Below are 23,721 nucleotides of genomic sequence, written 5' to 3'. Positions count from 1 at the left end.
GGACTTAATGAGGGATTTAAGAACGCCAATTTTCCGGCCACAAACGGTAAAATCTCATGGTTACCATGCAAGTTGCGCATAAATGAAGATCGAACGCTATCCTCCGTTCAACGTGCTGCAAACCCTGCTGGTTGTTGCCCGCTGCGGCAACTTCACGGCTGCATCTCAGCAACTGTTTCTCAGCCAAAGCGCGGTGAGCCGGCACATTCAGCAGATCGAGGAGTATTTCGGTTGCGCGCTGTTCGTCAGGCACACCCGCACGGTCGTGCAGACTGCGGAGTGCCAACGGTTGGTGCCGATCGTCGAAGAGTTGCTGGCAACCGCCCGCCGCTCGATGCACATCACGAACTCCGGCGGCAAGACTATTACCTTGCGCGTCACACCCACGCTGGCCGCGCGCTGGCTGCTGCCGCGCCTGACGGACTTCTACGCTGAAGTGCCTGGCACGCAGTTGAATATCGACACCGCATGGTTCCTGCCGACAAACTTCGGCGAAGGCACGCTCGACGCGGCGATCCTGTTCGGAACCGGGAATTGGGAAGGCCTGGAAGCCACCTGTCTAATGCGCGAGAGATTGACGCCGGTCTGTTCGCCGCAGATCGCCAGCGGCACGCCGCCATTGATAGAACCCGAAGATCTGAAACAACATACGCTGCTGCATTCCAGCTTCGGCCGGCGGGGCTGGATTCTGTGGCTGCAGCAGGAAGGCAACCTTGCCGCGCATACGTATCGGGAGCAGGTGTTCGACACGCTGGACCTCGCATTCAGTGCTGCGGCACGCGGCTTGGGTGTGGCGTTGGGGGATCTGAACCTGGTCGGAGAGAATCTTGCAAGCGGCTCACTGGTGACACCCTTCAAGCGGGTGGTGGAGACCGGGGCTGGATACTATCTGGTGCACCCGCCGCGCAATGAATATCGCGAGAAATTGAAGCCGCTTCTCCGGTGGTTACAAGCGAGCGTTGCAGAGTAAGTTGTTGTTTTCGTTTCCACGTCGCTTTCATGGGGCAGTCAATGCATCGTGTAATGTCGCGCGAAGCCAGGGCCGGCTCGGCGGCCTCGCCGGCATCGACGACTTCCTCGAGTACAAGCAGATCCTCCAGGTCTTCCGCCACGCGTGACAGAAACCGGCGGCGCAAAGACCGCCGAGGTTTGCTGCTTCAACGAAGAGCCGGATATCGGCGAGGCTTTCCACGATATTTCCATATTTATTGAAAATCCTTCAAAGGACAGGCCAATTATCAAAATAGATTCGCTCGTACACAATGGGCGCACTTCTTCAATCCGCGACACCCATGAAGCTCGACCACGCTTCCGGAGATTTCCACCATGACGTCCACCGCTTCGCCACTCTTCACGCGGACCGTTGTTTCACGGCTCCAGCTCCCGCACCGCGTTGTCATGGCTCCGATGACACGCTCGCGCAGCACGCAGCCGGGCGACGTGCCCAATGCGATGATGGCGCGCTACTATGCGCAGCGCGCATCGGCGGCACTGATCGTCACCGAGGCCACGCAGATTTCTCCGCAGGGTAAGGGCTATTCGTTCACGCCAGGTATTTACAGCGCCGCGCAGGTCGCGGGATGGCGTCTCGTCACCGATGCCGTCCACGCCGCCGGCAGCCGGATATTCCTGCAACTGTGGCATGTCGGGCGTATGTCGCATCCGGACTTCCACGACGGCGAACTGCCTGTCGCGCCGTCCGCCATTCCCTTCGACGGCCAGATCTGGAAAGTGGACCCGGCAACGGGCGTAGGCGCTATGGTCGCGTGTCCGACGCCGCGCGCGTTGTCCATCGAGGAAATCCGGGATGTTGTGGCCGACTTCCGCCGCGCGGCACGCAACGCGATAGATGCGGGCTTTGACGGCGTGGAAATTCACGGCGCGAACGGTTATCTCGTCGACCAGTTCCTGCGCACGACCTCCAACGTACGCACCGACGAATACGGCGGCTCGCGCGAAAACCGGCTGCGCTTTCTGAAGGACGTGGTCAACGCTGTGGCCGAGGAAGTCGGCGCGGAACGCACCGCCATCCGTCTCGCGCCGTTCCTGACCGCCCGCGGCATGGACTGCCCCGACATCCTGCCGACGATTCTCGAAGCGACCGAGTTTCTGCAGGCGCGCGGCATTGCCTATCTGCATCTCGTCGAAGCCGACTGGGACGACGCTCCCCAGTTTACCGAAACATTCCGCAAGGCCATCCGCGAACGCTTCACGCGCCCAGTCATCGTTGCCGGCAAGTACGACTTGACGCGCGCCGAGTGGGTCCTGTCGCACGGTTATGCGGACCTGGTCGCCTTCGGCCGCCCGTTCGTCGCGAACCCCGACTTTCCTCGCCGCGTGGCCGAGGGCCTGCCGCTTGCCAGCTTCGACGGCAGTACGCTGTTTGGAGGCACCGAACGCGGATACGGCGATTATCCGAGCTGGAGCGGCGCCGCCACGACGGCGAAAGAAAGTGCACTTGCGTCGTAAACGACGACGCGATTGAATCGACCTTTGCGGTAACCCGCATCAAGCTGAAAATTGGAAACTCATCATGAACAAACTCGCATCAACGAAGGTACTCGTCGTCGGCGGCAGTTCTGGAATCGGTCTCGCCACGGCCAAGGCATTTGCCGAACTCGGCGCAGATGTCCTGATCGCGTCGCGCAGCGCGGACAAGCTCGCGCAGGCGGCCGGAAAGATCGGCGGTACAGTCCGCACGGCCGTTCTCGATACGACCGACGAGTTAGCCGTAGAAACGTTCTTCAGTCATACTGATCAATTCGACCACGTCGTCGTCTCTGCCGCGCAAACGCCTGGCGGGCCGGTTCGAAAGCTGCCGCTGCAGGATGCCTACGCCGCGATGAACAGCAAGTTCTGGGGCGCATACCGGGTCGCGCGGGCCGTGAACATTGCCGCAGGCGGCTCGCTCACCTTCGTGTCCGGCTTCCTTAGCGTACGGCCGAGTCAAAGTTCGGTGCTTCAGGGAGCGATCAATGCATCGCTGGAGGCGCTCGCGCGTGGCCTTGCGCTCGAACTGTCGCCCGTACGCGTGAACACGGTCTCGCCCGGTCTTGTAGCGACGCCACTATGGGACAAGCTCGGCGCCGACGCCCGGCAAGGCATGTATGACGGCGCGGCCGCCCGGCTGCCGGCCCGGCGAGTCGGGCAACCGGAGGACATCGCCAATGCGGTGATCTATCTCGCGACGACGCCGTTTGCGACCGGATCGACGGTCCTTGTAGATGGCGGTGGAGCGATCGCCTGAGTACAAAGAACATCTGACCTGCCCCACCTGCTGATCCGGTCCGGTGGCGCCGATGCCGATGTTCACGACATAGCGAATCCGCTTGCCCGAATAGCCGGTCCACTCGCCGCTGCGGACCTTGTCGGCGAACGCGGCCATCCTGGCAAGCTCAAGCGGCCGCTGCCTCATCGTGGTATCGCAGCAGACGCTCCACTTCCAGCCTTGACCCGAGGATGACGGGAACGCGCTGATGAACATGGTCCGGCTGGACTTCCATGATCGGCATCTCGCCCGTCGTGCTCATCCCGCCGGCCTGTTCGACGATGAACGACATCGGATTGGCCTCATAGGTCAAACGCAACCGCCCAGCAAGCTGGGGATTCTTGTTGTCGCGGGGATAGAGGAATACGCCCCCACGCATCAGGATTCGATGGACCTCCGCGACCATGGATGCTATCCATCGCATGTTGAAATTCGTCTGTCGCGGCCCCGACGCACCTGCCACACACTCACGGACATAGCGGCGCACAGGTTCTTCCCAATAGCGCTCGTTGGACATGTTGATCGCGAATTCGCGGGTATTTTCCGGGATCTGAAGCTGTGGATGGGTCAGCACGAATGATGCCGACTCCCCATCGAACGTGAAACCGTCAACGCCATACCCCGTGGTCAGCACGAACATCGTCGTCGCACCGTAGATCGCATACCCCGCGCAGACCTGCTTCACGCCTGGCTGCAGAAAATGGCTCTCGTCGAGTACAGCGTCAGTCGCTGGAGCAGCCAGCACGGAAAAGATACTTCCGACAATGCCGCTAATCTCAAGATTGGAGGACCCATCGAGCGGATCGAAAAGGAGCAAATAGTCGGGGGTATCCGCGGAATGCTCATGCCCGGTCATCTGAACCGATTCAAGCTCTTCCGACGCGAGTCCGCGGAGACAGCTAACCGACTCGACCGCACCCATCATGATGTCGTTTGAAACGACGTCGAGCTTCTTTTGCGCCTCCCCATGAATGTTCTCGGAATGTGCATTTCCGGATGCGCCGTCGAAGACGCCGCGCTCGACAGCCGTTGCGATGGATGAGCACGCGTCGGCAACAGATTCGATGAGCTTGATCAGTCCCGCCGGGATTCGTTCGTCACGTGCTGCGTTCGCGAGAAATGAGGACAGCGCAATGTACTTAGTGGTAGCTATGTGGGTCATGTTCGGTCCGCGTGGCAGGAACTGTCTGGCGATCGGTTGGAATCAACGGGTTGGGAGAGGCTCCGTCGACATGCATGCAGCAGTGATGGACGCTCACGCGTCGCATGGCGCGACGCTACCGTGCCCGAGCAGCGCGAGGGCCGCATCGGGACCCGCGCCTCCCGCGACATAGGGCTCGGGAGGATCCTGCTCACGCCAGGCGTCGATCACAGGATCGACCCATTGCCATGCGGCGTCGAGTTCGTCGCCTCGCATGAACAGTGTGAGCCTGCCCCGCATCACGTCGAGCAGAAGCCGTTCGTAGGCATCCCTTCGTCTCGTCGAGAATGCCGAAGAAAATTCGAGGTTCAGACTCACCGGCCTCACCGTCATCTCATCACCCGGCGCCTTGGTCATCAGGTAGAGTTTCAGGCTCTCGTCCGGCTGCAACCGGATGACGAGGCGGTTACCCCGACTGTCCGTCGCGGGAGAGCCGAAAACCGAGTGCGGTACATCCCTGAAATTGACGACGATCTCCGCGACTCGACTCTGCAGGCGCTTGCCGGTGTACAGGTAAAAGGGCACGCCTGCCCAGCGCCAGTTATTCAGCTCGACTTTCAGCGCGACGAATGTCTCCGTGCGGCTATCGGCACGGATGTCAGGCTCGTCCAGATAGCCGGCAACCGGCTCACCATGCATCTCGCCGGCCGTGTACTGGCCACGCACGGTCTGCCGTGCCACATCGGCCGCGCTGAGCGGCTTGAGCGAGCGAAGGACCTTGAGCTTCTCGTCGCGTACGGCATCCGCTTCGAGACTCAGCGGTGGCTCCATGGCGAGTATGCACAGCAACTGCAGCAGATGATTCTGGACCATGTCCCGCATTGCGCCGGTTCGCTCGTAAAACGCACCGCGCCCCTCGACGCCTACCTGCTCGGCGATCGTGATCTGGACATCACGAATCCCGTCGCGATTCCAGAGACGTTCGAACATGCCATTGCCAAACCGCAGTGCAAACAGGTTTTGAACGGTCTCCTTACCGAGGTAGTGATCAATCCGGTAGATCTGGTGCTCGCGAAATATCGCACCGACCTCGCGATTGATCCGTTGAGCGGAGGGCAAATCATGGCCTAGCGGCTTTTCGAGAACAACCTTCGATGTGGCAGAAACCAGCTCTGCCCGGTTCAGTTCGGTGCATATCGGAATAAACAGTTCCGACGGAGTCGCAAGGTAAAAGATGTACCCGCGGCTGTCCTGCCATCGCAACGTTGCAGCGAGCCGTGCATAGTCCGCAGACACCAGCGCGTCCAGCTGAACGAATTCGAGGCGGGATGAGAAGGTGGTCCACTGTGCGTCGTCGAAGTCAGTGGCGAGCAGGAACTGACGCAAGGCATCGCGTACCTTATCGAGGTAGTCGTTCCGCTCAAGCCCCTCCCGGCCGACGCCAACGATGCGCATGCCGTCCGGAAGCGCTCCCTCCCGGCGGTTCTGATACAGCGCGGGCAGAAGCTTGCGCATGGCAAGATCTCCCGTGCCTCCAAAAATAACTAATATCTGTACATTCATCGATCTGATTCCGACAGGATTCCTGGGGCCATTAGACGTATCGCGCGTTCATGCCAGCGCAATCCATTACCCGCGATGCACGTGGTCATAGCGCCCTGCCATCGCCGACAGCGCAACCGGCTTGATCTTGTGTGCCTGTCCGGCACTGCCGAATGCCTCGAAGCGGGAGCGGCACAGATCCCGGGCCGCGCCAAGTGCGTCCGTGAGGAATCGACGCACGTCGAACTCGGAAGGACGCTGCGCGAGTGAGCGCCGTATTGCACCGGTCATCGCGAGGCGGATGTCCGTATCAATGTTGACCTTGCGTACACCATGGCGAATGCCCTCGCAGATCTCTTCCACCGGAACACCGTACGTTTCCCGGATTTCACCGCCGAACTCGCGGATGATCTCAAGCCATTCCTGCGGCACGGAACTCGATCCGTGCATGACCAGGTGAGTATTGGGCAGGCGGCGATGAATTTCCCTGATCCTGTTGATCGCGAGAATGTCGCCCGACGGTTTGCGGGAAAATTTATAGGCGCCGTGCGACGTACCAATGGCGATTGCCAACGCGTCTACCCCGGTACGATGCACGAAGTCGGCGGCCTGCTCGGGGTCGGTCAGCAGCATGTCGTGGGTCAGTACGCCTTCGGCACCGGAGCCGTCCTCCTCCCCAGCCATTCCCGATTCGAGCGAACCCAGACATCCGAGTTCACCCTCGACTGACACCCCGACGGCATGCGCCATATCCACCACAGTCCGCGTCACCTCGACGTTGTAGTCGTAGGTCGCAACGGTTTTCATATCCGGCATGAGTGAACCGTCCATCATCACGCTGCTGAATCCGCTGTGGATTGCGGCCTGACAAACAGCCGGCGACGCCCCATGGTCCTGATGCATCACGACCGGAATGTCGGGATAAGTCTCAATCGCCGCTTCAACGAGGTGCCGCAGAAACGCTTCGCCGGCGTATTTCCGCGCACCGGCGGAGGCCTGCATGATGACCGGACTATCGCAGTCGGCGGCCGCCTGCATGATCGCCTGAACCTGCTCCAGGTTATTGACGTTGAATGCCGGCACGCCATACGCGTGCTCCGCCGCATGGTCCAGCAACTGTCGCAATGAAATCAGCGCCATGTCATTTCCAGGAAGTAATGTCGCCGTGCGGCGAGCGTCGTTAAATTGATATCGAGAATGGTCACGACATCGCGCTGGCGTCGGCCGTTCTGGCACTTTCGGGCACGACGCGGCAACGCAACTAGTCAACCACCCCTTGTTCCACTTCGAGCGTGCGGCTCACCGCGTCCACGATCGCGTCCACCGTGATGCCGAACTCTTCGTACAACGTCTCGGCTGGCGCCGACTCGCCAAAGTGCGATAGCCCGATCACGGCGCCGCTCAAGCCGACATACTTCCGCCAGAAATCGCCAGCGGCCGCTTCAATTGCCACGCGCCGGATCTTTGGCGGCAAAACGGAAAGCTGGTACGCAAGCGGCTGGCTGTCGAAGGTCGTGGTCGATGGCATCGACACGACCCTTGCGGCGATGCCTTGATCGGCGAGCGCAGACTGCGCCTTGAGCGCGAGTTCCACTTCGGAACCCGTCGCAATCAGAATGATGTCTGGTGTTCCGCCTACGGCCTCCGAGAGCACGTAACCGCCTTGCCTGATTTGTGCCTTCGTCTGCGCGGTACGAGGAAGTGGCGGCAGATTCTGGCGCGAGAGGAGTAGCGCAGTCGGCGCGTCAGTTGTTTCCAATGCTGCCGCCCACGCAAATGCCGTTTCGACCGCGTCCGCCGGACGCCATACGCTCATCCCCGGAATCTGACGCAGCATTGCCGCGTGCTCGACCGGCTGATGGGTCGGCCCGTCCTCGCCGAGACCAATCGAATCGTGGGTGAAGACGTAGATACATTGCAGGTGCATGAGCGCCGCCATGCGAAGCGCATTCTTCGCGTAGTCGGAAAACACCAGGAAGGTCCCGCCATACGGAAGGAAACCACCATGGAGCGCAACGCCATTCATGATCGCTGTCATGCCGAACTCGCGAACGCCGTAGTGGATATAGTTTCCAGGCCCGTTCGCGCTGCTGGGTATGAGCGCACGCGAAGCCGGCACCATGGTGAGATTCGACGGCGCCAGATCTGCCGAGCCACCCAGAAGCTCAGGCAATCGCCCAACCAGCAGATCAAGGCACTTCTGCGACGCCTTGCGGGTCGCCATCTTCTGCTCGAACCAGTCACGGCCCTCCAGCAGGCTTTCGATCACGTCGGCGGATCGCTCGCGGCGACTGCCGTGCATGCGGGATTCGAAGTAGTCGGCCTTTTCCGGAAAGTGAGTACAATAGGCTTCGAACAGCGTGCGCCATGCCATGTTGCGCTCACGGCCCGCTGCTCGCGCATCCCATGCGCTGCGAATCGGCTCGGGAATAACAAACGGCGCGTGATTCCAGCCAAGATGGTCTCGCGTGGCCGCTATTTCAGCGGCGCCAAGCGGAGCGCCGTGCACGTCGTGGGTGCCGGCCCGATTGGGTGAGCCATGTCCGATCACCGTCTTGCAGCAGATCAACGTCGGCCGGTCACGTTCCGCTCGCCCTGCCTCGATCGCGCGCTCGATCGACAGAGGATCATGTCCGTCGACTCCCTCGACGACATGCCAGCCATACGCACGGAAGCGCATCGGAGTCTGGTCGGTGAACCAGCCCTCGACATGGCCATCGATCGAAATGCCGTTGTCGTCATAAAACGCGATCAGTTTGCCGAGATGCCATGTGCCGGCGAGCGAGCAGGCTTCATGCGAGACGCCCTCCATGAGGCAGCCGTCACCGACAAACACATACGTGTGGTGATCGACGATATCGCATCCCGGTTCGTTGAATTCTGCGGCCAACAACCGTTCAGCCAGCGCCATGCCGACGGCATTGGCGAGACCCTGCCCTAACGGGCCGGTAGTCGTCTCGACCCCAGGCGTCAGACCGCGTTCCGGGTGCCCGGGCGTAACCGACTGCCACTTCCGGAATCCCTTCAGATCGTCTATCGACAGACCGTAGCCGCTCAGATGCAGCACGGCATAGAGCAGCATCGAACCGTGACCGTTCGACAGCACAAAGCGATCCCGGTTGACCCAATCCGGAACTGCCGGATCATGCTTCAGGTACTTGCGCCACAGTACTTCGGCGATATCAGCCATCCCCATCGGCATGCCGGGATGTCCAGAATTCGCGGCCTGGACGGCGTCGATAGCCAGAAACCGCACTGCATTGGCCAGTTCTGTCCGGGTCGGATTAGCATGATCCATGATTCACCACTATTTCGTATACCTAAATTAATATATTAGAGCCTCGCACGTTTTTCTCGACGAGGCTCCGGCATCCAGTCTTCGGGTACTGTTACGGCCTCAGGCGGCGGGCACCGCCGTACTATCCAGCAGATGCGTGATCGATTCGCCCATGCTGCGCAGGATCAGGAAGCAGGAACATGCACCGGCGTCCAGGACGCCAATCGAACGGTCGCCTAACCGGGCTGCCCGTCCGATACGGGCGCGCAGGTCTCGAGTCGAATTCATCCCGGCTTCCGCGGCAACCACCATCGCATCGATACACTCCCGGAAGCTCTTGCCCTCTTCCAACGCTGCCCCATACGCCATCCGCGCGGGAACAAGTGTGTCGATCAGCGTCTTGTCGCCGACCTTCGCATCACCGATCTCCTGTACAGAATCGATACCGGCAACGAGCGCCTGATAGAAAAGGGATTTGTCGAGTTCGGCGTGGTCCGCGAACGTGTCGCTCATACTGAGAAAGAAAGTTCCGTAGAGCGGCCCCATTGAACCCCCGATCCCTTCCATGAGTGCCGAGGACAGATCGCCCAATGCCACTGGGAGCGACGGTAACGCTCCGCGTGCCGCAAGATGCTCCCCGCATTGGGTGAAGCCCTTGCTCATGTTGATGCCATGATCGCCGTCGCCAATCGCGCCGTCGACTTCGCTCAGATACTGGCGATTCGCATTGATGGTGCGAACCAGATCGACGACGACTCCGCCGGCGTCGGCCAATTTAACGGTTTCAGTCATCGTGCGTCTCCCACATTGAGTCCGATGCTTTGACATGGATGCGCGAGGCACGCGCTCAGTTCGTCGTCGAGTTTCGTCAACGTCAGCGTGACCCCCATCATTTCCAGGGACGTAAAAAGATTGCCGACGAACGAGAACTGGATATCGATTCCTGCTTCACGCAGATACTCGGCAACCTCGCCATACAGGATGTATTGCTCCATCACCGGCGTCGCGCCGAGACCGGACAGCAGCACCGACACCTTGTCGCCTCTGGCAAAAGGTAAATCCGGCAACAGCCTGTCGAGCATCAGCCTCGCCATGTCTCTCGCGGGAACGGTGGGCTGGACCAGGATGCCGGGCTCGCCATGATGGCCGATGCCGACCTCCATTTCGCCGTCCTTGATGACGAAGTTGGCCTTGCCAACCGCGGGGATCGTACAGGCGGACAGGCCGACGCCGATCGAGCGCGTCGAGTCCACCGCTTTGCGCGCACTGGCGATCACTTCATCGAGCGTGGCGCCCTGTGCGGCCCGCGCACCTCCCACCTTCCACATCACGATTTCACCGGCAACGCCGCGCCGCTTTTCGATCTCGTCTTTCGGCGCCGATGCGGCATCGTCGTTTGCGACGACTGTGCGCACGCGAATGCCTTCACGCTCGGCCAGCTTGATTGCCATCTTCACGTTCATATTGTCGCCAGCGTAATTGCCGTAAAGGCACGCTACGCCTGCGCCGCTATCGGCCGCCTTGAAGGCCTCGAAGAATGATTTGGCAGTCGGCGACGAGAAGATTTCGCCGATGGCCACGGCGTCGACGAGATTGCGCCCGACATAGCCGATGAAAGCTGGTTCGTGCCCTGATCCCCCTCCGGTCACAATACCCACACGATCCTTCTGGCGAGCATGTGCATGCGATACAACGCGAGGATTCTCCGGTGCGGCGTGCAACTCCGGGTGTGCCGCGAGGATGCCGCGGAGCATGTCCTCGACAACGAGATCAGGATTGTTAATGACGCGATTCATACCGTTCCTTTACATCTTGAGTATTGTTACTGGGCGGTGTAGCCGCCATCAATCACGATATTCTCGCCGTTGACCATGGCAGCCGCGTCGCTGACCAGATACAGAATCAACGTGGCGATTTCGTCGGGACGTGCGAATCGCCCTGCGGGAATTTTAGCCTTCATCGCTTCGCCCACCGCGCCCGCCCAAGCTTTCCTGCCCAGTTCGGTATCCACGACCGTGGGTGAAACGGCGTTGACCGTAATACCGTGCTTTGCCCATTCGAGCGCGAGTACCTTTGTCATGCCGACGATTGCCGCCTTACTCGCGCAGTACGCCACATGACGCTCCAGTGCGACGACACTCGCCTGAGAAGCCAGATTCACTATCCGGCCGCCACCACCGCGGTTCAGCATCTGCTTGCCGACGGCCTGCGCAAGGAGGAACGGGGCCTTGAGATTGATCGTCATCGTCCGGTCCCAGGCTTCCTCGGACAGTGCTTCCGCGTTCTCGAGCAGAGCGACGCCGGCATTGTTGACCAGGATGTCGACGGGACCTAACGTTTCGGTCACGCGCCGCACCAGGGCATCCGATATCCCAGCTGTGGTGATATCCGCTGCGATACCCACGTGCCGCTCGAGGCCGCCAGGAAGCGTCCGGGCCACGGCCTCGACGGCCGGGTTGATATCGAGCAGCGCGACGCGCGCACCCGCGGCAGCAAGGCATTCGGCAACGGCAAACCCGATACCGCTTGCCGCACCGGTCACGACCGCGACGCGGTCCGTGATATCAAAAGGGGTCGTTGAATTGACCGACATCGCTCCACTCCTTGATTAATTACTCTTGGGAATCTTGTTGAGAATCTCCTGGGCATTGACCGGCGTGACCTGCGTCCAAGGCACCGCGTAGGACTTCGCAGTACCGTCGTCCCAAGGCATCTTCGCACCGTATCCCGCCCAGACGTCCGAGCGCGGCTTGTAAGACGAACCGACGACCGTACGCAGCGCGACGTCCAGTGCGCCCTGCGCCTGCGCCTGCGAGTCCTGGAAGAAGGTTGTCATTTCGCCGCGCTTGACTGCCGCGATACCGTCGACGATTCCGTCAATGCCGGCAACCGGAACCTTCTTCGGATCGATGCCCTTCGATTTCAGAGCCTGGATTGCACCAAGCGCCATGTCATCGTTCTCCGCAATGATGCCGCTGATCTGCCCCGGATGTGCGGTCAGCCAGTTCTCGACCAGCGCCAGCGATTCGGCACGCGACCAGTTCGCCGTCTTGTGCTCGAGAACCTTGACGGCCGGCGTCTTCGACAGCACGTCCTGGATGCCTTTCGAACGATCGATCTGCGCCGACTGGCCGATCGGACCCTCGAGGATCACCACATTGCCCTTGCCGCCGATTGCCTTGACGATCGCCTCCGCTTCCATTTGTCCCGCGACCACGTCGTTGCTACCAACATAGGACGTGAGCTTGTCGCCGGACACCAGGGTATTCGATCCAATGACCGGAATGTGCGCCGCGGCGGCTTTCGCCACGGCGGCCGCGCCCGCCGCCTTGTCGATCGGCACGAAAATGATCGCGTCGTATTTCTGCGTGATCATCGTGTCGAACTGGTTGCTCTGGGTGAGCGCGTCATAGTTACCGTCGAATACTGTGAGCTGCACCGTGCCGTCCTTGACTGCGGGCTGTGCCTTAAGCGCGTTGGTCCACATCTGCATGAACTCGCCCTTGAGACCATACACCGCCGCGCCAATACGGATGGGTTTAGCCTGCGCGACCGTGCAGGTGAGGCCCATCACTGCGCAGGCCAGCAAAGTTTTTTTCCACGAAATCATCGAAGTCTCCTAAATTTTTCCGGATTGTTTCTTTTGAGGTTGACGTTATTGCTTCTTGCGCGAAGCATCGAGCAGGACGGCGCCGACGATAATGACGCCCTTTACAACTTGCTGGTAATACGACGACACGCCCAGCAGATTCAGTCCGTTATTGATGACGCCGATCAGCAGCGCGCCGACGACCGTCCCTCCGAGCGAACCCGTGCCGCCCGAAAGACTTGTGCCGCCGATCACCACGGCCGCAATAGCATCGAGTTCATAGGACATGCCGGCCTGCGGCAAAGCCGATGTCGTGCGCGCGGCGAGGATAATCCCGGCAAGACCGGCCAGCAGTCCGCCGATCACGTAGACGGAAAAGAGGATCTTCCCTGTCGAGATACCGCTTGTTTTAGCGCTCTTTGCGTTGCCGCCCACGGCATAAACGTAGCGGCCGTAGGTCGTATAGCGCAGGACAAACCAGAACAGCACAACGACGAGAGCGAAAACGATGATCGGCACCGGTATCCCGGCAATCGCGCCCGTGCCGATGGTCAGGTATCCGTCCGGCAGATCGGTTACCGGCATGCCATCGTTGTAGATATAGGTCAGCCCCCGCGCCGCGCTCAGCATGCCGAGCGTCGCAACAAAAGGAGGAATGGAGAGCCGGGCAACGAGCAAACCGTTGATCGCACCCACGGCAGCGCCTACGGCAAGCCCTGCTGCCAGTCCAAATGCCGCGCTGTGCGGATGCGGACCGGTCACGAGACTGGCGCTGATGATGCCGGCGAGAGCGAGCGTGGAGCCGACCGACAGGTCGATGCCCGCCGTGAGCACGACATAAGTCATCCCGACAGCCAGAATGCCGTTGATCGAAGTTTGTCGCAGGATGTCCGCGATGTTGCCAAGCGTCAGAAAGTACTGATTTGCAAAAGACAACGCGATGCACAGGACGATGAGCACGGCGACGATGCCGTAGCGCCGGTAAATGTCGCGCATATGTGCGGAACGGCTTCGACTCGCCGGGACTTTCAGGGAAGTGGTATGAGTATTCATGATGCGAGGTGCAGAAGATCTTCCTGAGTGGTGGTATGGCCGTCGATCACGGTGACCAACTGCCCCGACTTGAAAATGGCGATGCGGTCGCTGACATCCAGAATTTCCTGTGCCTCGGAAGACACCACCATGGCGGCGCCCCCTTTCGATACGAAGTCGTCGAGCAGCTTGTAGACGTCGCGCTTGGCACCCTCATCGATACCCCGAGTCGGTTCGTCGCACAGCAGGCACGTGGGCTCGGTTGAAAGACAACGCGCGAGTACCACCTTCTGCTGGTTCCCCCCGCTCATCGACGAGACTGGAAGCGACACCGAACTTGTCTTGATCCGCATGCGATCGACCATCGTATCGACAAGGGCCTTCACCTTTCGGCGGTTGATCAACGACAGGCGCGACAGGCGGTTGTAGGCGGAAAACGAGATGTTGTCGCGCACGGACGCCGACAGTACGAGCCCCGTCTCCTTGCGGTCCTCCGTCACAAGCGACAGGCCGGCCTGGATGGCCTTGGCGGGGCGGCCAACCGGCAATGCGCGGCCCTTGAGCCTGACTTGACCGCTATCGGGACGGGTCAGCCCATACATGCAGTTGAGGTATTCACTGCGGCCCGCGCCCATGAGCCCATAGATGCCAAGGATTTCTCCCTGGTGAACAGTGAGCGAGATATCGTTGAATTCCGACTCCCGGGAAAGACCTGTCGACTCCAGTACGGGCGCGCCCACGGCCCTGCGAACCTTCTCGGCGGAATGCAGCTTGCGGCCGACGATCGTGCTCACCAGATAGGAGCGGTCGATGTCGGCGATACGTCCACTGTCGACATACCGTCCGTCGCGAAAGACCGTGTAGTCGTCCGCGATCTGGAATATTTCCGAGAGCCGGTGGCTGACGTAGATGATTCCGGTCCCCTGCGCGGTCAGGTTACGGATCGCGTTGAACAGCACTTCGGTTTCGCGCTCGCCGATCGCTGAAGTCGGCTCGTCCATGATCATCACGTCGCAGTCGCGGCTGAATGCCTTGGCGATCTCGACCAACTGGATCTGCGCGAGACTCAGTGATGACATGCGTGCGCGCGCATCGACCGGGAAAGCAAGCCGGTCCAGGAGTTCCTGCGCCTGTCTCGCGAGCGCCCCAAATCTGACCAGCACACCGGCCGTGCGGGGTTCGCGGCCGAGATACAGGTTCTCGGCAACGGTCATGCCGGGAATCGGCGAAAGCTCCTGCGTAATGATCGCGATGCGATTGTCGAGTGCTTCGGCCGGCGTCTGAAAATTGACGCTTTGTCCCTTAAACAGGATTTCTCCGGCATCGCGCTGGGTGATACCCATGACGATGCCAAGGAAGGTCGATTTTCCGGCACCGTTCCCGCCGCATAGCGCATGGACACTTCCGCGCCGCAGCTTCAACCGGCCGTCCTCTAGCGCCCTGACACCATTGAATGCCTTTTGTACACCGCTGGCATCCACAAGAAGGTCGTCCACTTTGTCTCCTAACATTTGCTCGTCGTTGAACATTTGAGCATCTGGATCACATCGTAGATTCGCGTCCCTCACCTGTCAATTACCGGAACCATGTGGTTTACCCCTAACGCCACCTCACTGGCCGATCGACTGCAATTCGGCAGCGAAAGTCAATTGCACAAGGACTTACCGGCACAAGCCAGCATAAAAAACTCATACTTGCGGCCTTGACTTTCATGCGCGTACGAATGAGAATTTGATCAACGATGGACATTTGATCACTCGTACATTGAGCAATCCCAGATAACTGGAGCTAAATATGAAGCTGGCAATCGGATGCGATGAAGCCGCATTTGACCTGAAGGAACTGATCAAGCAACATTTGACTGGCAAGGGACTGGACGTCACCGACTTCGGAACATACGAGGCGGAACCTGTCCACTACCCGAACATCGCGTTCGCAGTGGCCGAGAAGGTCGCGCAAGGCGAGTTTGATCGTGCCGTGCTGCTGTGCGGGACTGGCATCGGCATGGCGATCGCCGCCAACAAGGTGCATGGCATTCGCGCTGCGCAATGTCACGACACCTACTCGGCGGAGCGGGCGAGCAAGAGCAACGACGCGCAAATCATTACAATTGGCGCTCGCGTGGTCGGCCCCGAACTCGCGAAAGCGATTGTTGACACATGGCTTGGTGCGAGCTTCGACGGCGGACGCTCCGTCCCGAAGGTGAACCGCATCAAGGAATACGAAGATGACCACCAGTTACCCCGCAACAACAAGCCTGCATGAACTGGCTGCCCCGGTCATCAGTCGATTGCCCACCGGCTCCGCGGCAGGCCACGTTATATCCAGCCGAATGGGAAAGAGACAAATCATATGACCACCGACGAACTGACTCGTCTGGCAACGCTTTACTACGTCGACGGACTCACGCAGGAAGATCTGTCAAAGCAGTTTTCGCTTTCCCGAGCCAAGATAGGCCGTCTTCTGAAGCGTGCGCAGGAAGAAGGCATCGTTGAAATTCGCGTAAGGCACCATCCACGTGATACGCGGGACCTTGAACGCGAGCTGATCGATCGGTTCGGGATCGAAAAGGCAATCGTGTCCGTCAATCACAAGGACCAGGACAAGCAGCGCGAACTGCTCGCCGGCCTCGTCGCCAGCCATCTGGATCGCATTCTCACCAATGACATGATCGTTGCCGTGGGTATCGGCCGCAATATCAACGCGATCTCGGAGCATGCGATCTCGTCGACGCAGCGTTCTCCGACCTTCGTCTGTGCCATCGGCGGGTTCTACCGGGGCGGCGAGGTCATGAATGCGGACCACATCAGCCGCCGGCTTGCCGCCCGCTTCGGGGGTGGCAGCGAAACGCTTTACGCGCCGGCCCTGGTGGGCGACCCTGCCGTCCGCGAGGGTCTGCTTCACAACGATGCGGTCAAACCCACGCTTGACAAGGCACGTAGAGCACACATCGCGCTGATTGGGGTCGGCGACATCAATGAAGACAGCATCATGGTTCGCAACGGCTGGTTCTCGCCAGACGAGATCGCCGAACTCCGCAAGTGCGGGGCAGTTGGAGATTTGATGGGCTACCACTTCATCGATATTGCCGGCCGTCCCGTTGTCACTCCCGTTCGCGACCGGGTCATTGGTCTTAGCATGGATGACCTGAAACGCATTCCAAACGTTATTGCGGTCGCCAGCGAAAATACCAAGACAACCGCCGTCCTGGGCGCGTTGCGCGCAGGGGCAATCACCACGCTCGCAACGACGGAAGCCATTGCTCAATCGATTGTCAGCCTGGAAGACGCCACTCGCAACCAGCTTTCTCCACAACAGTCGGAGATGGCGACCCGGTAAAAGGCGGGCCGTCTGCATAGTACGCATGCGCGTGGCGTGCAAACTTGAGCGGCGTCTGCACACGGTCCAGACGGCCTACTTCCCGACCCGCTCGAGAACCGCGACGTTGCCACCCCGTACTCCGACGATCTGCATCACGACGTGGGAATGATTGTGCTCATCCATCGCAAAGGTGCCGCCAAGCATAGACGGCATCTGTGTCGATCGCAGCGCCTGCTGTATCGCAACAGGATCGTCCGAGTTCGCGCGACGAATGGCGGTTCGGCAAGGACGGGGACAAGCGCGTGGCCGTCAAGGGAACCATGCGAGCCAATAACGGCGATGCACTCATCGCAGCGGCCGTTGCCGGTCTCGGCGTTCTTTACGAGCCCGAGTTCATCGTTGCCGATGCGATCCGGCAAGGCGCACTGGAGCAGATTACGCTCGAAGTCCGCACCGCGGACCTCGGCGGCATACATCTGGTTCGCGCGCCGGATCGGGCTCCCCCGGCGAAGGTGCGGGTCATGACTGATTTCCTTCTCGCTGCATTCAATCCGCGTCCACCGTGGGCCATTCAATGAGGCATCGGCAATCTCGCAGAACGACTGCACGTGCAGCCCAGATTTCCAGCTCAAAACACGCTACGAATCCCCACCCGCCCAACCGCCTGCTTCTGATTCCCAGACGGATTAAACCCGGCAATCTGAGCGACCTGCGCATCGCCCTCCGCTTTCTGAAACACCCCCAACACATACACAGAAGTCCGCTTTGAAAGCGCATATTCAGCGGTCAAATTGAACTGGTTGTATTTGGGCTGCGCACCCGTCGCATGATCCCGACCGGTGGTGTACGTATAACCCGCACCGATCGTCACAGCTGGCGTCGGATTAAACAGCCCCGACACCTCATAATTCTGGAACGTCGCGTCATGTCCCGAACTACCCTGCTGGAAATTCGTGTTCGTAAAATCCGCGAGCACACGCAGGGAGTCCAACACCTGATTGGCCACCCCCACGCCGAACACCTTCTGCGCTCTCGCGGCAGCCAGGAAGTCACCATAAACCGCATTCGTGAAACCCGGATAATTCTGATAACCCTGCGTCGACACACCCGGATCGTTGATGCGCAAATAACCGACGCCCGCGCTGACCGGCCCCATCGCATAGGTCGCCCCGGCGCTGTACGTCGCGTTGTCGGAAAACTTCCCGGCAATACCGCCTGGCGCATAGAGTCCACCGAAGGTGAGCCCGCCGATGGTCGGGCTGCGATACTTGATCGCGTTCGAGATGGGGAAACCATTATCGGTGTTATCCATATCGTTCGGATGCGCGAAGTAATAACCGCCGATGTTGCCGTTCAGCGTATAAGGCTCGACGAAATCCACGATCGAATCCCACTGGCGTCCGAACGTTACCGTACCTAGCTGCTGGCTTTGCAGCCCCACATAGGCATTACGCGAAAACGCGAGCCCGCTGCCAAGGCGTCCCGAGTTCAGATCAAAGCCGCTCTCGAGCCGGAAAATAGTCGAAAGCCCCCCGCCCAGATCTTCAGTGCCACGCACGCCCCAGCGGCTGCCCGCCGTCACGCCCGAAGCAAGCTGGACCAGATGACTGCCTTGTACGTTGCTGACCACATCGACGCCGTCTTCCACGATCCCATATAACGCGACCGAACTCTGCGCATGCGCTGGCAACGCGGCGACCATGATCGGGATAATCGCTGCAAGTTTTTCCATCATATAAACGCCCGGTTTAGAAGGTTGAGGATGGATCGGTTTTTAGAAAATTCACTGGATACGGCAATGGTCAACAAGCCGACGCTCTGGTCGCATAATTTCGTCCGCTCGATACTTTAAGCGTGGCCTGTCGTGTTCTCTTATTTTTATTTCGGATAACTATATTTACAGAATTCAGATAGCTTCTTATTTACGCTTCGAGCGATCAGGCGTGGTTCAGCACCACTCTGGCCACCAGTCCGAACGCGATAAACCCGGCAAGTTCTGCTCGGCCACGAAGCGGATGATGCGATCCGCGGACCGGGTCGAGATGCGGCCGGACTGCGGTTCATAGTCGAGCACCGCGTCGATGATCGCGCAGGGGGAACCCACGGCTTCGTACACCACGTAGGTCACGGTCGACGTCTGCAGATCATGGAACGCTTCAACGAATGGCTTCATGGTCGGCTCCGAAATGGGCGATCGATCGTCTGTCCGCACGTCAGCCGGGATAAGCATGCAGCAACGCGGCAGCTGCGCGGAAATCCGGCGTGAGCGGCCGGTCGCGATCGAGGAACGCGACCTTGCCACGCAGCGCGGTGTACAGCCCCGCGGTAGCCGGCGAGAGCGTGAAGTCCGGCTGCTGTTGCTTGCGCAGATCGACGGCCTGGCCGGCATGGATCAACTCGATACCCAGCAGCGTGAAGCTGTTGTCGATCTGTTGTTGCACGCGCTCGACCACTCGCGGCGCATTGGTTGCGATGTCCTCGATGTCGCCGGCGACAGGCAGGTAGTCCATCGAAACGGGCATCGCGAGTTCCTTGTTCGCCTCGGCCAGCGCCACCGGCGGCTTTTCCATCGCGCCGAACGCATGCACGGTCTGCTCCGTGCCGAGGAAGCGCGACAGGCCACTGCGTTGCGGATCGTTCAGCTTCATGATGCGCTGAGCCGACGCCAACGAGTTATGTCCGAGCACAAGCCCAAGCTCTTCGAACGACAGCACCCACGGCAGAGGCTCGAAGTTGGCGCTCGGCAGCACGGCGCCGGTCACACCGTTCGCATCCACATAGCCGCGGCGGTCCTGCCAGCGTGCGGAGTGTGCCTTGACGCCCACGGCGACACCGGGGTTGTCGTCGGACGAGTTGAGCTGGACGTTCAGCAACGCCTGCGCCCCGGCGTAAGCGCGCTCTTCTTCACCCAGCAGATACACGCCGTCCCGGTAACTCAACGGATCCTGCAGCGCACGCTTGTCGTCACGATTCCAGATGCTGCTGCCGGCCAGCAGCGTGCGCAGTTCTTCGCCGGCACGCACGGTATAAGCGAACGGGCGCAGCGCGAGTGTGTCCTGCAGGAACGGCGATACATTGCCGTTGAACGCTTGCAAACTCAGTGCGTAGACCAGCTTCGATACCTTGAGCAGATGGCCCATGTCGTCGAGCGCCAGCGCGGCCATGCCAGCGGAATACGCGTTCGAGCTCAGAATGGCGAGGGCGTCCTTGCCGTAGGGCTTGATCGGCTTGATACCGGCGGCATCGAGCGCCTCAGCCGCGGGGATCTTGCGGCCCTGATAGTACACATCGCCTTCACCGAGCATCGCCAGGCCGACGTGGCTGAGGATGGTGATATCGGCTTCGCCCAACGAGCCACCCGACGGCATGGCCGGCGTCACGCCGCGATTCAGGAACTGCACATACGTATCCACAATACTGGCCTGCACTCCGGCGCCACCGTTAAGCATTGCGTTCAGGCGGGCGGCCATCGCCGCGCGTGCGGTGCGTACGTCCATGTCGGGACCGACGCTGCCCGAATGCGCGTGAATCAGGCCGACGTTGAAGCGCCCCGACGCGTCGATGATCTCCTGCGTCAGCTTGCCCTTCGCGTCGACCATCGAACGGTCCTTGTTCTCCCCGACGCCGGTGGTCAACCCATAGATCTGCTGGCCGGCCTGCGCGGATTCGAGCAGCACGGTGTGCGCGGCTTCAACGCGCTTCATCGCAACCGGCGCGATACTGATAGCTTCGCCATCGGCAATACTGGCGATGATTTCCGGCGTGGCGGAATGGCCGTCGAGCACGACATCGGCGAATGAGAACGGCGCGTGAACCAGGGTGGCCGCGATAATCGCGCAGCGGATGGGTCGCAACATGATTCGATATCCTTGTTTATTTAAAGTTAGGCTTGACGGGGCAGGCAGACAATGGAAATCAACGCGACGACGCTTGCGCCCATGACGTACCAGGCGGGCGCAAACGCATTGCCCGTGCTCTCGGTCAACCACGTCAGGATGGCGGGAGCGAAGCCGCCGAAAATCGTGACCGCCGCGTTATACGAAAGCGACATGCCGGTGGAACGCACGCGGGTGGGAAACAACTCAGAAAGTGCTGACGGCGCGACACCAGTGAACAACGCGACCATCACGCAGAACACCACTTGAACCACGATCAGCGCGCTCAACGTATGCGCGGCCTGCAGCCACGCAAGCAGCGGATAAACGCCGACCAGCATCAGCGTGGCGCCCCATGTCAGCACCGCGCGCCGGCCGAAACGGTCGGACAGCGCGCCGGCATAGACGCACGCGACCGCCATGAAACAGTTGCCGATCAGTGCCGCGAGGAACGCTTGCTGCCCCGGGAAATGCAGGGTTCGCTGCACGTAGATCGGCATGAAAATGATGAGCACATATACGCACACCGCCCATAACACCGAGAAACCAAAGCCGGTCGCCAGCGCTTTCGGATAGTCGCGAACGACTTGCAGCAGCGGCGTTTTAGCCGCCTGATGCGCACGATGCTGACGATCCATTTCTGCCTCGAACTGCGGCGTTTCGTGAAGTGTTTTGCGCAGCCACAAACCGACTGGTGCAATCGCGAGCCCGAGGATAAACGGCAGGCGCCAACCCCATTCGCCAACCTGCTCGCGAGTCAACAGCAGCGTGACCGCCGTCGCAACCAACGCCCCGAGAATGTTCGAGATCGCCATGCTCGCTTGCAGCCACGAAGCGTACTTGCCCTTCTTGTTCGGCGGCGCGTGTTCAATCAGGAACGCCGCGGCACCGCCCACTTCGCCGCCGGCGGAGAACCCTTGCAACATGCGTCCGCAGACGATCAGCAGCGGCGCGCCGAAACCTATCGCCGTGTAGGGCGGGGCGAACGCGATGATCGCGGTGCCCAGCGCCATGACCAGAATGGTGACGGTCAGCGCGGCTTTGCGGCCTGCACGGTCGCCATAGACGCCCAGCACGAGCGCGCCCAGCGGACGCACCACGAAGCCAAGGCCGAAAGCCAGAAACGCCTCCAACAGTTCGGCGCCGGCATCGCTATGGCTAAAGAAGTTCTGCGCGATATACACCGCGAAGAACGCGTAGACCGAAAAGTCGTACCACTCCAGCGCATTGCCGATGGAGGCGGCCAGCACCGCGCGGCGCCCCGTCTTCAGCGTGCTGGGCGTGGGCGGCACCTCGGCGGCGGCGTTCGTTGCCGCGACGTGGCTCGTATTGGACATGGGATCAGATCCGGATGTAGGGCAAGGACTTGCGTTCGGCTTCGTCGAGCGCTTCGGGGTAGCCCGCATCGGCGTAACGCATGACGCCCATCGACGTATCGTTGGTCATCGACAGTTGCAGGCGTTCGTCGGCTTGCGCGGTGCCGTCCGCGACGACGGTCACGCCCGCGCTCGTCATGTAGCCGCTGTAGCCGCCGCCGCCGGAATGGATCGCGACGAGATCCGCCATCGACGAGCAGTTGACCATGGCGTTGAGCAGCGGCCAGTCGGCGATCGCGTCGGACCCGTCGCGCAGGTTCTCCGTCATGATGTTCGGATGCGCCATCGCACCGGCGTCCAAGTGGTCGCGTGTGAAGGCCACCGGTCCGCTGAGCACACCGTCGCGCACCATGCGGTTGACCGCGAGCGCCAGCTCCGTTCGTTCGCCATGACCGAGCCATGCGATGCGCGCCGGCAAACCTTCGAATGGTACGTATTGGCGCGCGAGCCTGATCCAGTTGACGACGATCGCGTTGTCCGCGAAATGCTCGAGCAGGTAGTCGTCGATCTTGCGGATATCGTCGGCGTCGTTCGACAACGCGATCCAGCGGAACGGCCCGATCGCGCGGCAGAACAACGGGCGCAGAAACGCTTCGGTGAAGATCGGAATCTCGAACGCGCGCTCGACGCCGCCTTCCTTCGCATGCGTGCGAATCAGGTTGCCGTTGTCGAAAACAATCGCGCCGCGGTCCTTGAAACCGAGCATCGCGCTCACGTGACGCACGATCGACGCACGGCTCGCGTTCATCAGCGCGGGGATGTCGGTGGCACGCAGCGAGCGGACCTGTTCGAGCGTATGCCCGACCGGCACATAACCGTAGACGAGGTCGTGCGCGGCGGTCTGGTCGGTCACGATGTCCGGTATCACGCCTCGCGCGAGGATCTCGGGATAGATCTCGGCCGCATTGCCGAGCAAGCCGACCGACAACGGCTCGCGCTTCGCTTGCGCGTCGCGGATCATCGCGAGCGCTTCGTCGATATCGCGCGCCTGCCTCTCCAGAAAGCCGATCTTCATCCGCTTGTCGATACGCTCCTGATCGACCTCGACCGTCAGGATCGCCGCGCCCGCCATGCGGCCCGCGAGCGGCTGCGCGCCGCCCATGCCGCCCATGCCTGCGGTCAGGATGAAACGCCCGCGCAGATCGTTGTCGAAGTGCCGCTCGGCAATCCGCGAGAAGATTTCATACGTGCCCTGAATCACGCCCTGCGAGCCGATGTATTGCCAGTCGCCCGCCGTGAGACCGCCCCAACAGATCAGGTTCTTCTGTTCGAGATCGTAGAAGTTCTCGGCCTTTGCCCA

Annotated in this window: 21 protein-coding genes and 1 pseudogene; 6 read left to right on the top strand and 16 right to left on the bottom strand. The window is 60.7% G+C overall.

The genetic code is table 11. The features are described 5' to 3' along the window. Positions 1–82: 82 nt before the first annotated feature. The 3 genes from GNZ13_RS03005 (at position 83) to GNZ13_RS02995 (ending at position 3,247) form a co-directional block, all read left to right on the top strand. Positions 83–970, top strand: coding sequence for a LysR substrate-binding domain-containing protein (locus tag GNZ13_RS03005; protein ID WP_172160366.1), 888 nt, complete (start codon positions 83–85; stop codon positions 968–970). Between the two features lie 356 nt (positions 971–1,326). Beyond that, positions 1,327–2,469 (top strand): alkene reductase, encoded by a 1,143-nt coding sequence (locus GNZ13_RS03000; protein WP_172160364.1) that lies wholly within the window; start codon positions 1,327–1,329, stop codon positions 2,467–2,469. 64 nt (positions 2,470–2,533) lie between these two features. Further along, positions 2,534–3,247 (top strand): SDR family oxidoreductase, encoded by a 714-nt coding sequence (locus GNZ13_RS02995; protein WP_172160362.1) that lies wholly within the window; start codon positions 2,534–2,536, stop codon positions 3,245–3,247. 24 nt (positions 3,248–3,271) lie between these two features. Here the strand turns inward: GNZ13_RS02995 and GNZ13_RS02990 are convergent. From GNZ13_RS02990 to GNZ13_RS02940, 11 genes and pseudogenes are all read right to left on the bottom strand, one after another. Beyond that, positions 3,272–3,397: pseudogene (locus GNZ13_RS02990) on the bottom strand (hypothetical protein); the annotation flags it as partial. Continuing rightward, a complete protein-coding gene (locus tag GNZ13_RS02985; protein ID WP_407945600.1) occupies positions 3,396–4,421 on the bottom strand; it encodes a class 1 fructose-bisphosphatase in 1,026 nt (341 codons plus the stop codon). The gene GNZ13_RS02985 and the pseudogene GNZ13_RS02990, both read right to left, overlap by 2 nt. Positions 4,422–4,523: 102 nt before the next feature. Continuing rightward, positions 4,524–5,972, bottom strand: coding sequence for a glucose-6-phosphate dehydrogenase (gene zwf / locus GNZ13_RS02980; RefSeq protein WP_172160358.1), 1,449 nt, complete (start codon positions 5,970–5,972; stop codon positions 4,524–4,526). A gap of 66 nt (positions 5,973–6,038) precedes the next feature. Next, complete coding sequence (fba, locus tag GNZ13_RS02975) at positions 6,039–7,091, bottom strand: class II fructose-bisphosphate aldolase (protein WP_172160356.1); 1,053 nt, start codon at positions 7,089–7,091, stop codon at positions 6,039–6,041. A 121-nt stretch (positions 7,092–7,212) separates the two neighbouring features. Beyond that, on the bottom strand, positions 7,213–9,249 hold the full coding sequence (gene tkt, locus GNZ13_RS02970; RefSeq protein WP_172160354.1) for a transketolase: 2,037 nt from the start codon (positions 9,247–9,249) through the stop codon (positions 7,213–7,215). A 99-nt stretch (positions 9,250–9,348) separates the two neighbouring features. Beyond that, on the bottom strand, positions 9,349–10,020 hold the full coding sequence (gene dhaL, locus GNZ13_RS02965) for a dihydroxyacetone kinase subunit DhaL (RefSeq protein ID WP_172160352.1): 672 nt from the start codon (positions 10,018–10,020) through the stop codon (positions 9,349–9,351). Beyond that, a complete protein-coding gene (locus GNZ13_RS02960) occupies positions 10,017–11,024 on the bottom strand; it encodes a dihydroxyacetone kinase subunit DhaK (RefSeq protein ID WP_172160350.1) in 1,008 nt (335 codons plus the stop codon). Before GNZ13_RS02960 ends, dhaL begins: the two co-directional genes overlap by 4 nt. Before the next feature lie 26 nt (positions 11,025–11,050). Beyond that, the gene (locus GNZ13_RS02955) at positions 11,051–11,821 is read right to left on the bottom strand and encodes a GolD/DthD family dehydrogenase (protein WP_172160348.1); all 771 of its coding nucleotides are present in this window, start codon (positions 11,819–11,821) and stop codon (positions 11,051–11,053) included. Between the two features lie 15 nt (positions 11,822–11,836). Beyond that, the gene (locus GNZ13_RS02950) at positions 11,837–12,838 is read right to left on the bottom strand and encodes a substrate-binding domain-containing protein (RefSeq protein WP_172160346.1); all 1,002 of its coding nucleotides are present in this window, start codon (positions 12,836–12,838) and stop codon (positions 11,837–11,839) included. 45 nt (positions 12,839–12,883) lie between these two features. Next, complete coding sequence (locus tag GNZ13_RS02945) at positions 12,884–13,870, bottom strand: ABC transporter permease (protein ID WP_172160344.1); 987 nt, start codon at positions 13,868–13,870, stop codon at positions 12,884–12,886. Beyond that, entirely contained in the window at positions 13,867–15,345 is a 1,479-nt protein-coding gene (locus tag GNZ13_RS02940; protein WP_328807164.1) for a sugar ABC transporter ATP-binding protein, read from the bottom strand. Before GNZ13_RS02940 ends, GNZ13_RS02945 begins: the two co-directional genes overlap by 4 nt. 298 nt (positions 15,346–15,643) lie before the next feature. On the opposite strand from GNZ13_RS02940, the gene rpiB reads away from it, so the two are divergent. The 3 genes from rpiB to GNZ13_RS02925 all read left to right on the top strand — a co-directional run bounded on the left by rpiB (position 15,644) and on the right by GNZ13_RS02925 (position 17,748). Beyond that, positions 15,644–16,114, top strand: coding sequence for a ribose 5-phosphate isomerase B (rpiB, locus tag GNZ13_RS02935; RefSeq protein WP_054042378.1), 471 nt, complete (start codon positions 15,644–15,646; stop codon positions 16,112–16,114). 87 nt (positions 16,115–16,201) lie between these two features. Next, positions 16,202–17,188 carry a sugar-binding transcriptional regulator gene (locus GNZ13_RS02930; protein ID WP_172160340.1) on the top strand — a complete coding sequence of 329 codons (987 nt, stop codon included), beginning with the start codon at positions 16,202–16,204 and terminating at the stop codon, positions 17,186–17,188. Between the two features lie 197 nt (positions 17,189–17,385). Next, on the top strand, positions 17,386–17,748 hold the full coding sequence (locus tag GNZ13_RS02925) for a LysR substrate-binding domain-containing protein (RefSeq protein WP_216674691.1): 363 nt from the start codon (positions 17,386–17,388) through the stop codon (positions 17,746–17,748). Between the two features lie 50 nt (positions 17,749–17,798). Here GNZ13_RS02925 and GNZ13_RS02920 read toward each other — a convergent pair whose 3' ends face one another. From GNZ13_RS02920 to GNZ13_RS02900, 5 genes are all read right to left on the bottom strand, one after another. After that, a complete protein-coding gene (locus GNZ13_RS02920) occupies positions 17,799–18,902 on the bottom strand; it encodes a porin (RefSeq protein ID WP_172160550.1) in 1,104 nt (367 codons plus the stop codon). Between the two features lie 216 nt (positions 18,903–19,118). Beyond that, positions 19,119–19,343: an MBL fold metallo-hydrolase gene (locus GNZ13_RS02915; RefSeq protein WP_172160338.1), complete on the bottom strand. Its 225-nt coding sequence runs from the start codon at positions 19,341–19,343 to the stop codon at positions 19,119–19,121. 40 nt (positions 19,344–19,383) lie between these two features. Continuing rightward, entirely contained in the window at positions 19,384–21,027 is a 1,644-nt protein-coding gene (locus GNZ13_RS02910) for an HAL/PAL/TAL family ammonia-lyase (RefSeq protein WP_172160336.1), read from the bottom strand. 26 nt (positions 21,028–21,053) lie between these two features. Beyond that, positions 21,054–22,382 carry an MFS transporter gene (locus GNZ13_RS02905; protein WP_172160334.1) on the bottom strand — a complete coding sequence of 443 codons (1,329 nt, stop codon included), beginning with the start codon at positions 22,380–22,382 and terminating at the stop codon, positions 21,054–21,056. A gap of 4 nt (positions 22,383–22,386) precedes the next feature. Beyond that, on the bottom strand, positions 22,387–23,721 hold a 1,335-nt coding region (locus tag GNZ13_RS02900), incomplete at its 5' end, for a urocanate hydratase (protein ID WP_172160332.1).

Source organism: Paraburkholderia elongata, from assembly GCF_013177735.1.
Lineage (GTDB): Bacteria > Pseudomonadota > Gammaproteobacteria > Burkholderiales > Burkholderiaceae > Paraburkholderia > Paraburkholderia elongata.
The sequence above is the reverse complement of the archived record's forward strand: the minus strand, read 5'-3'. Positions and strand labels throughout refer to the sequence as shown.

Excerpts from the sequence above, each read along its gene's own strand:
- GNZ13_RS03000 (WP_172160364.1), top strand. The coding sequence starts at position 1,327 with ATGACGTCCACCGCTTCGCCACTCTTCACGCGGACCGTTGTTTCACGG.
- dhaL (WP_172160352.1), bottom strand. The coding sequence starts at position 10,020 with ATGACTGAAACCGTTAAATTGGCCGACGCCGGCGGAGTCGTCGTCGAT.
- rpiB (WP_054042378.1), top strand. The coding sequence starts at position 15,644 with ATGAAGCTGGCAATCGGATGCGATGAAGCCGCATTTGACCTGAAGGAA.
- GNZ13_RS02930 (WP_172160340.1), top strand. The coding sequence starts at position 16,202 with ATGACCACCGACGAACTGACTCGTCTGGCAACGCTTTACTACGTCGAC.
- GNZ13_RS02945 (WP_172160344.1), bottom strand. The coding sequence starts at position 13,870 with ATGAATACTCATACCACTTCCCTGAAAGTCCCGGCGAGTCGAAGCCGT.
- GNZ13_RS03005 (WP_172160366.1), top strand. The coding sequence starts at position 83 with ATGAAGATCGAACGCTATCCTCCGTTCAACGTGCTGCAAACCCTGCTG.
- GNZ13_RS02905 (WP_172160334.1), bottom strand. The coding sequence starts at position 22,382 with ATGTCCAATACGAGCCACGTCGCGGCAACGAACGCCGCCGCCGAGGTG.
- fba (WP_172160356.1), bottom strand. The coding sequence starts at position 7,091 with ATGGCGCTGATTTCATTGCGACAGTTGCTGGACCATGCGGCGGAGCAC.
- tkt (WP_172160354.1), bottom strand. The coding sequence starts at position 9,249 with ATGGATCATGCTAATCCGACCCGGACAGAACTGGCCAATGCAGTGCGG.
- GNZ13_RS02960 (WP_172160350.1), bottom strand. The coding sequence starts at position 11,024 with ATGAATCGCGTCATTAACAATCCTGATCTCGTTGTCGAGGACATGCTC.
- GNZ13_RS02915 (WP_172160338.1), bottom strand. The coding sequence starts at position 19,343 with ATGAAGCCATTCGTTGAAGCGTTCCATGATCTGCAGACGTCGACCGTG.
- GNZ13_RS02955 (WP_172160348.1), bottom strand. The coding sequence starts at position 11,821 with ATGTCGGTCAATTCAACGACCCCTTTTGATATCACGGACCGCGTCGCG.
- GNZ13_RS02995 (WP_172160362.1), top strand. The coding sequence starts at position 2,534 with ATGAACAAACTCGCATCAACGAAGGTACTCGTCGTCGGCGGCAGTTCT.
- zwf (WP_172160358.1), bottom strand. The coding sequence starts at position 5,972 with ATGAATGTACAGATATTAGTTATTTTTGGAGGCACGGGAGATCTTGCC.
- GNZ13_RS02950 (WP_172160346.1), bottom strand. The coding sequence starts at position 12,838 with ATGATTTCGTGGAAAAAAACTTTGCTGGCCTGCGCAGTGATGGGCCTC.
- GNZ13_RS02920 (WP_172160550.1), bottom strand. The coding sequence starts at position 18,902 with ATGGAAAAACTTGCAGCGATTATCCCGATCATGGTCGCCGCGTTGCCA.
- GNZ13_RS02910 (WP_172160336.1), bottom strand. The coding sequence starts at position 21,027 with ATGTTGCGACCCATCCGCTGCGCGATTATCGCGGCCACCCTGGTTCAC.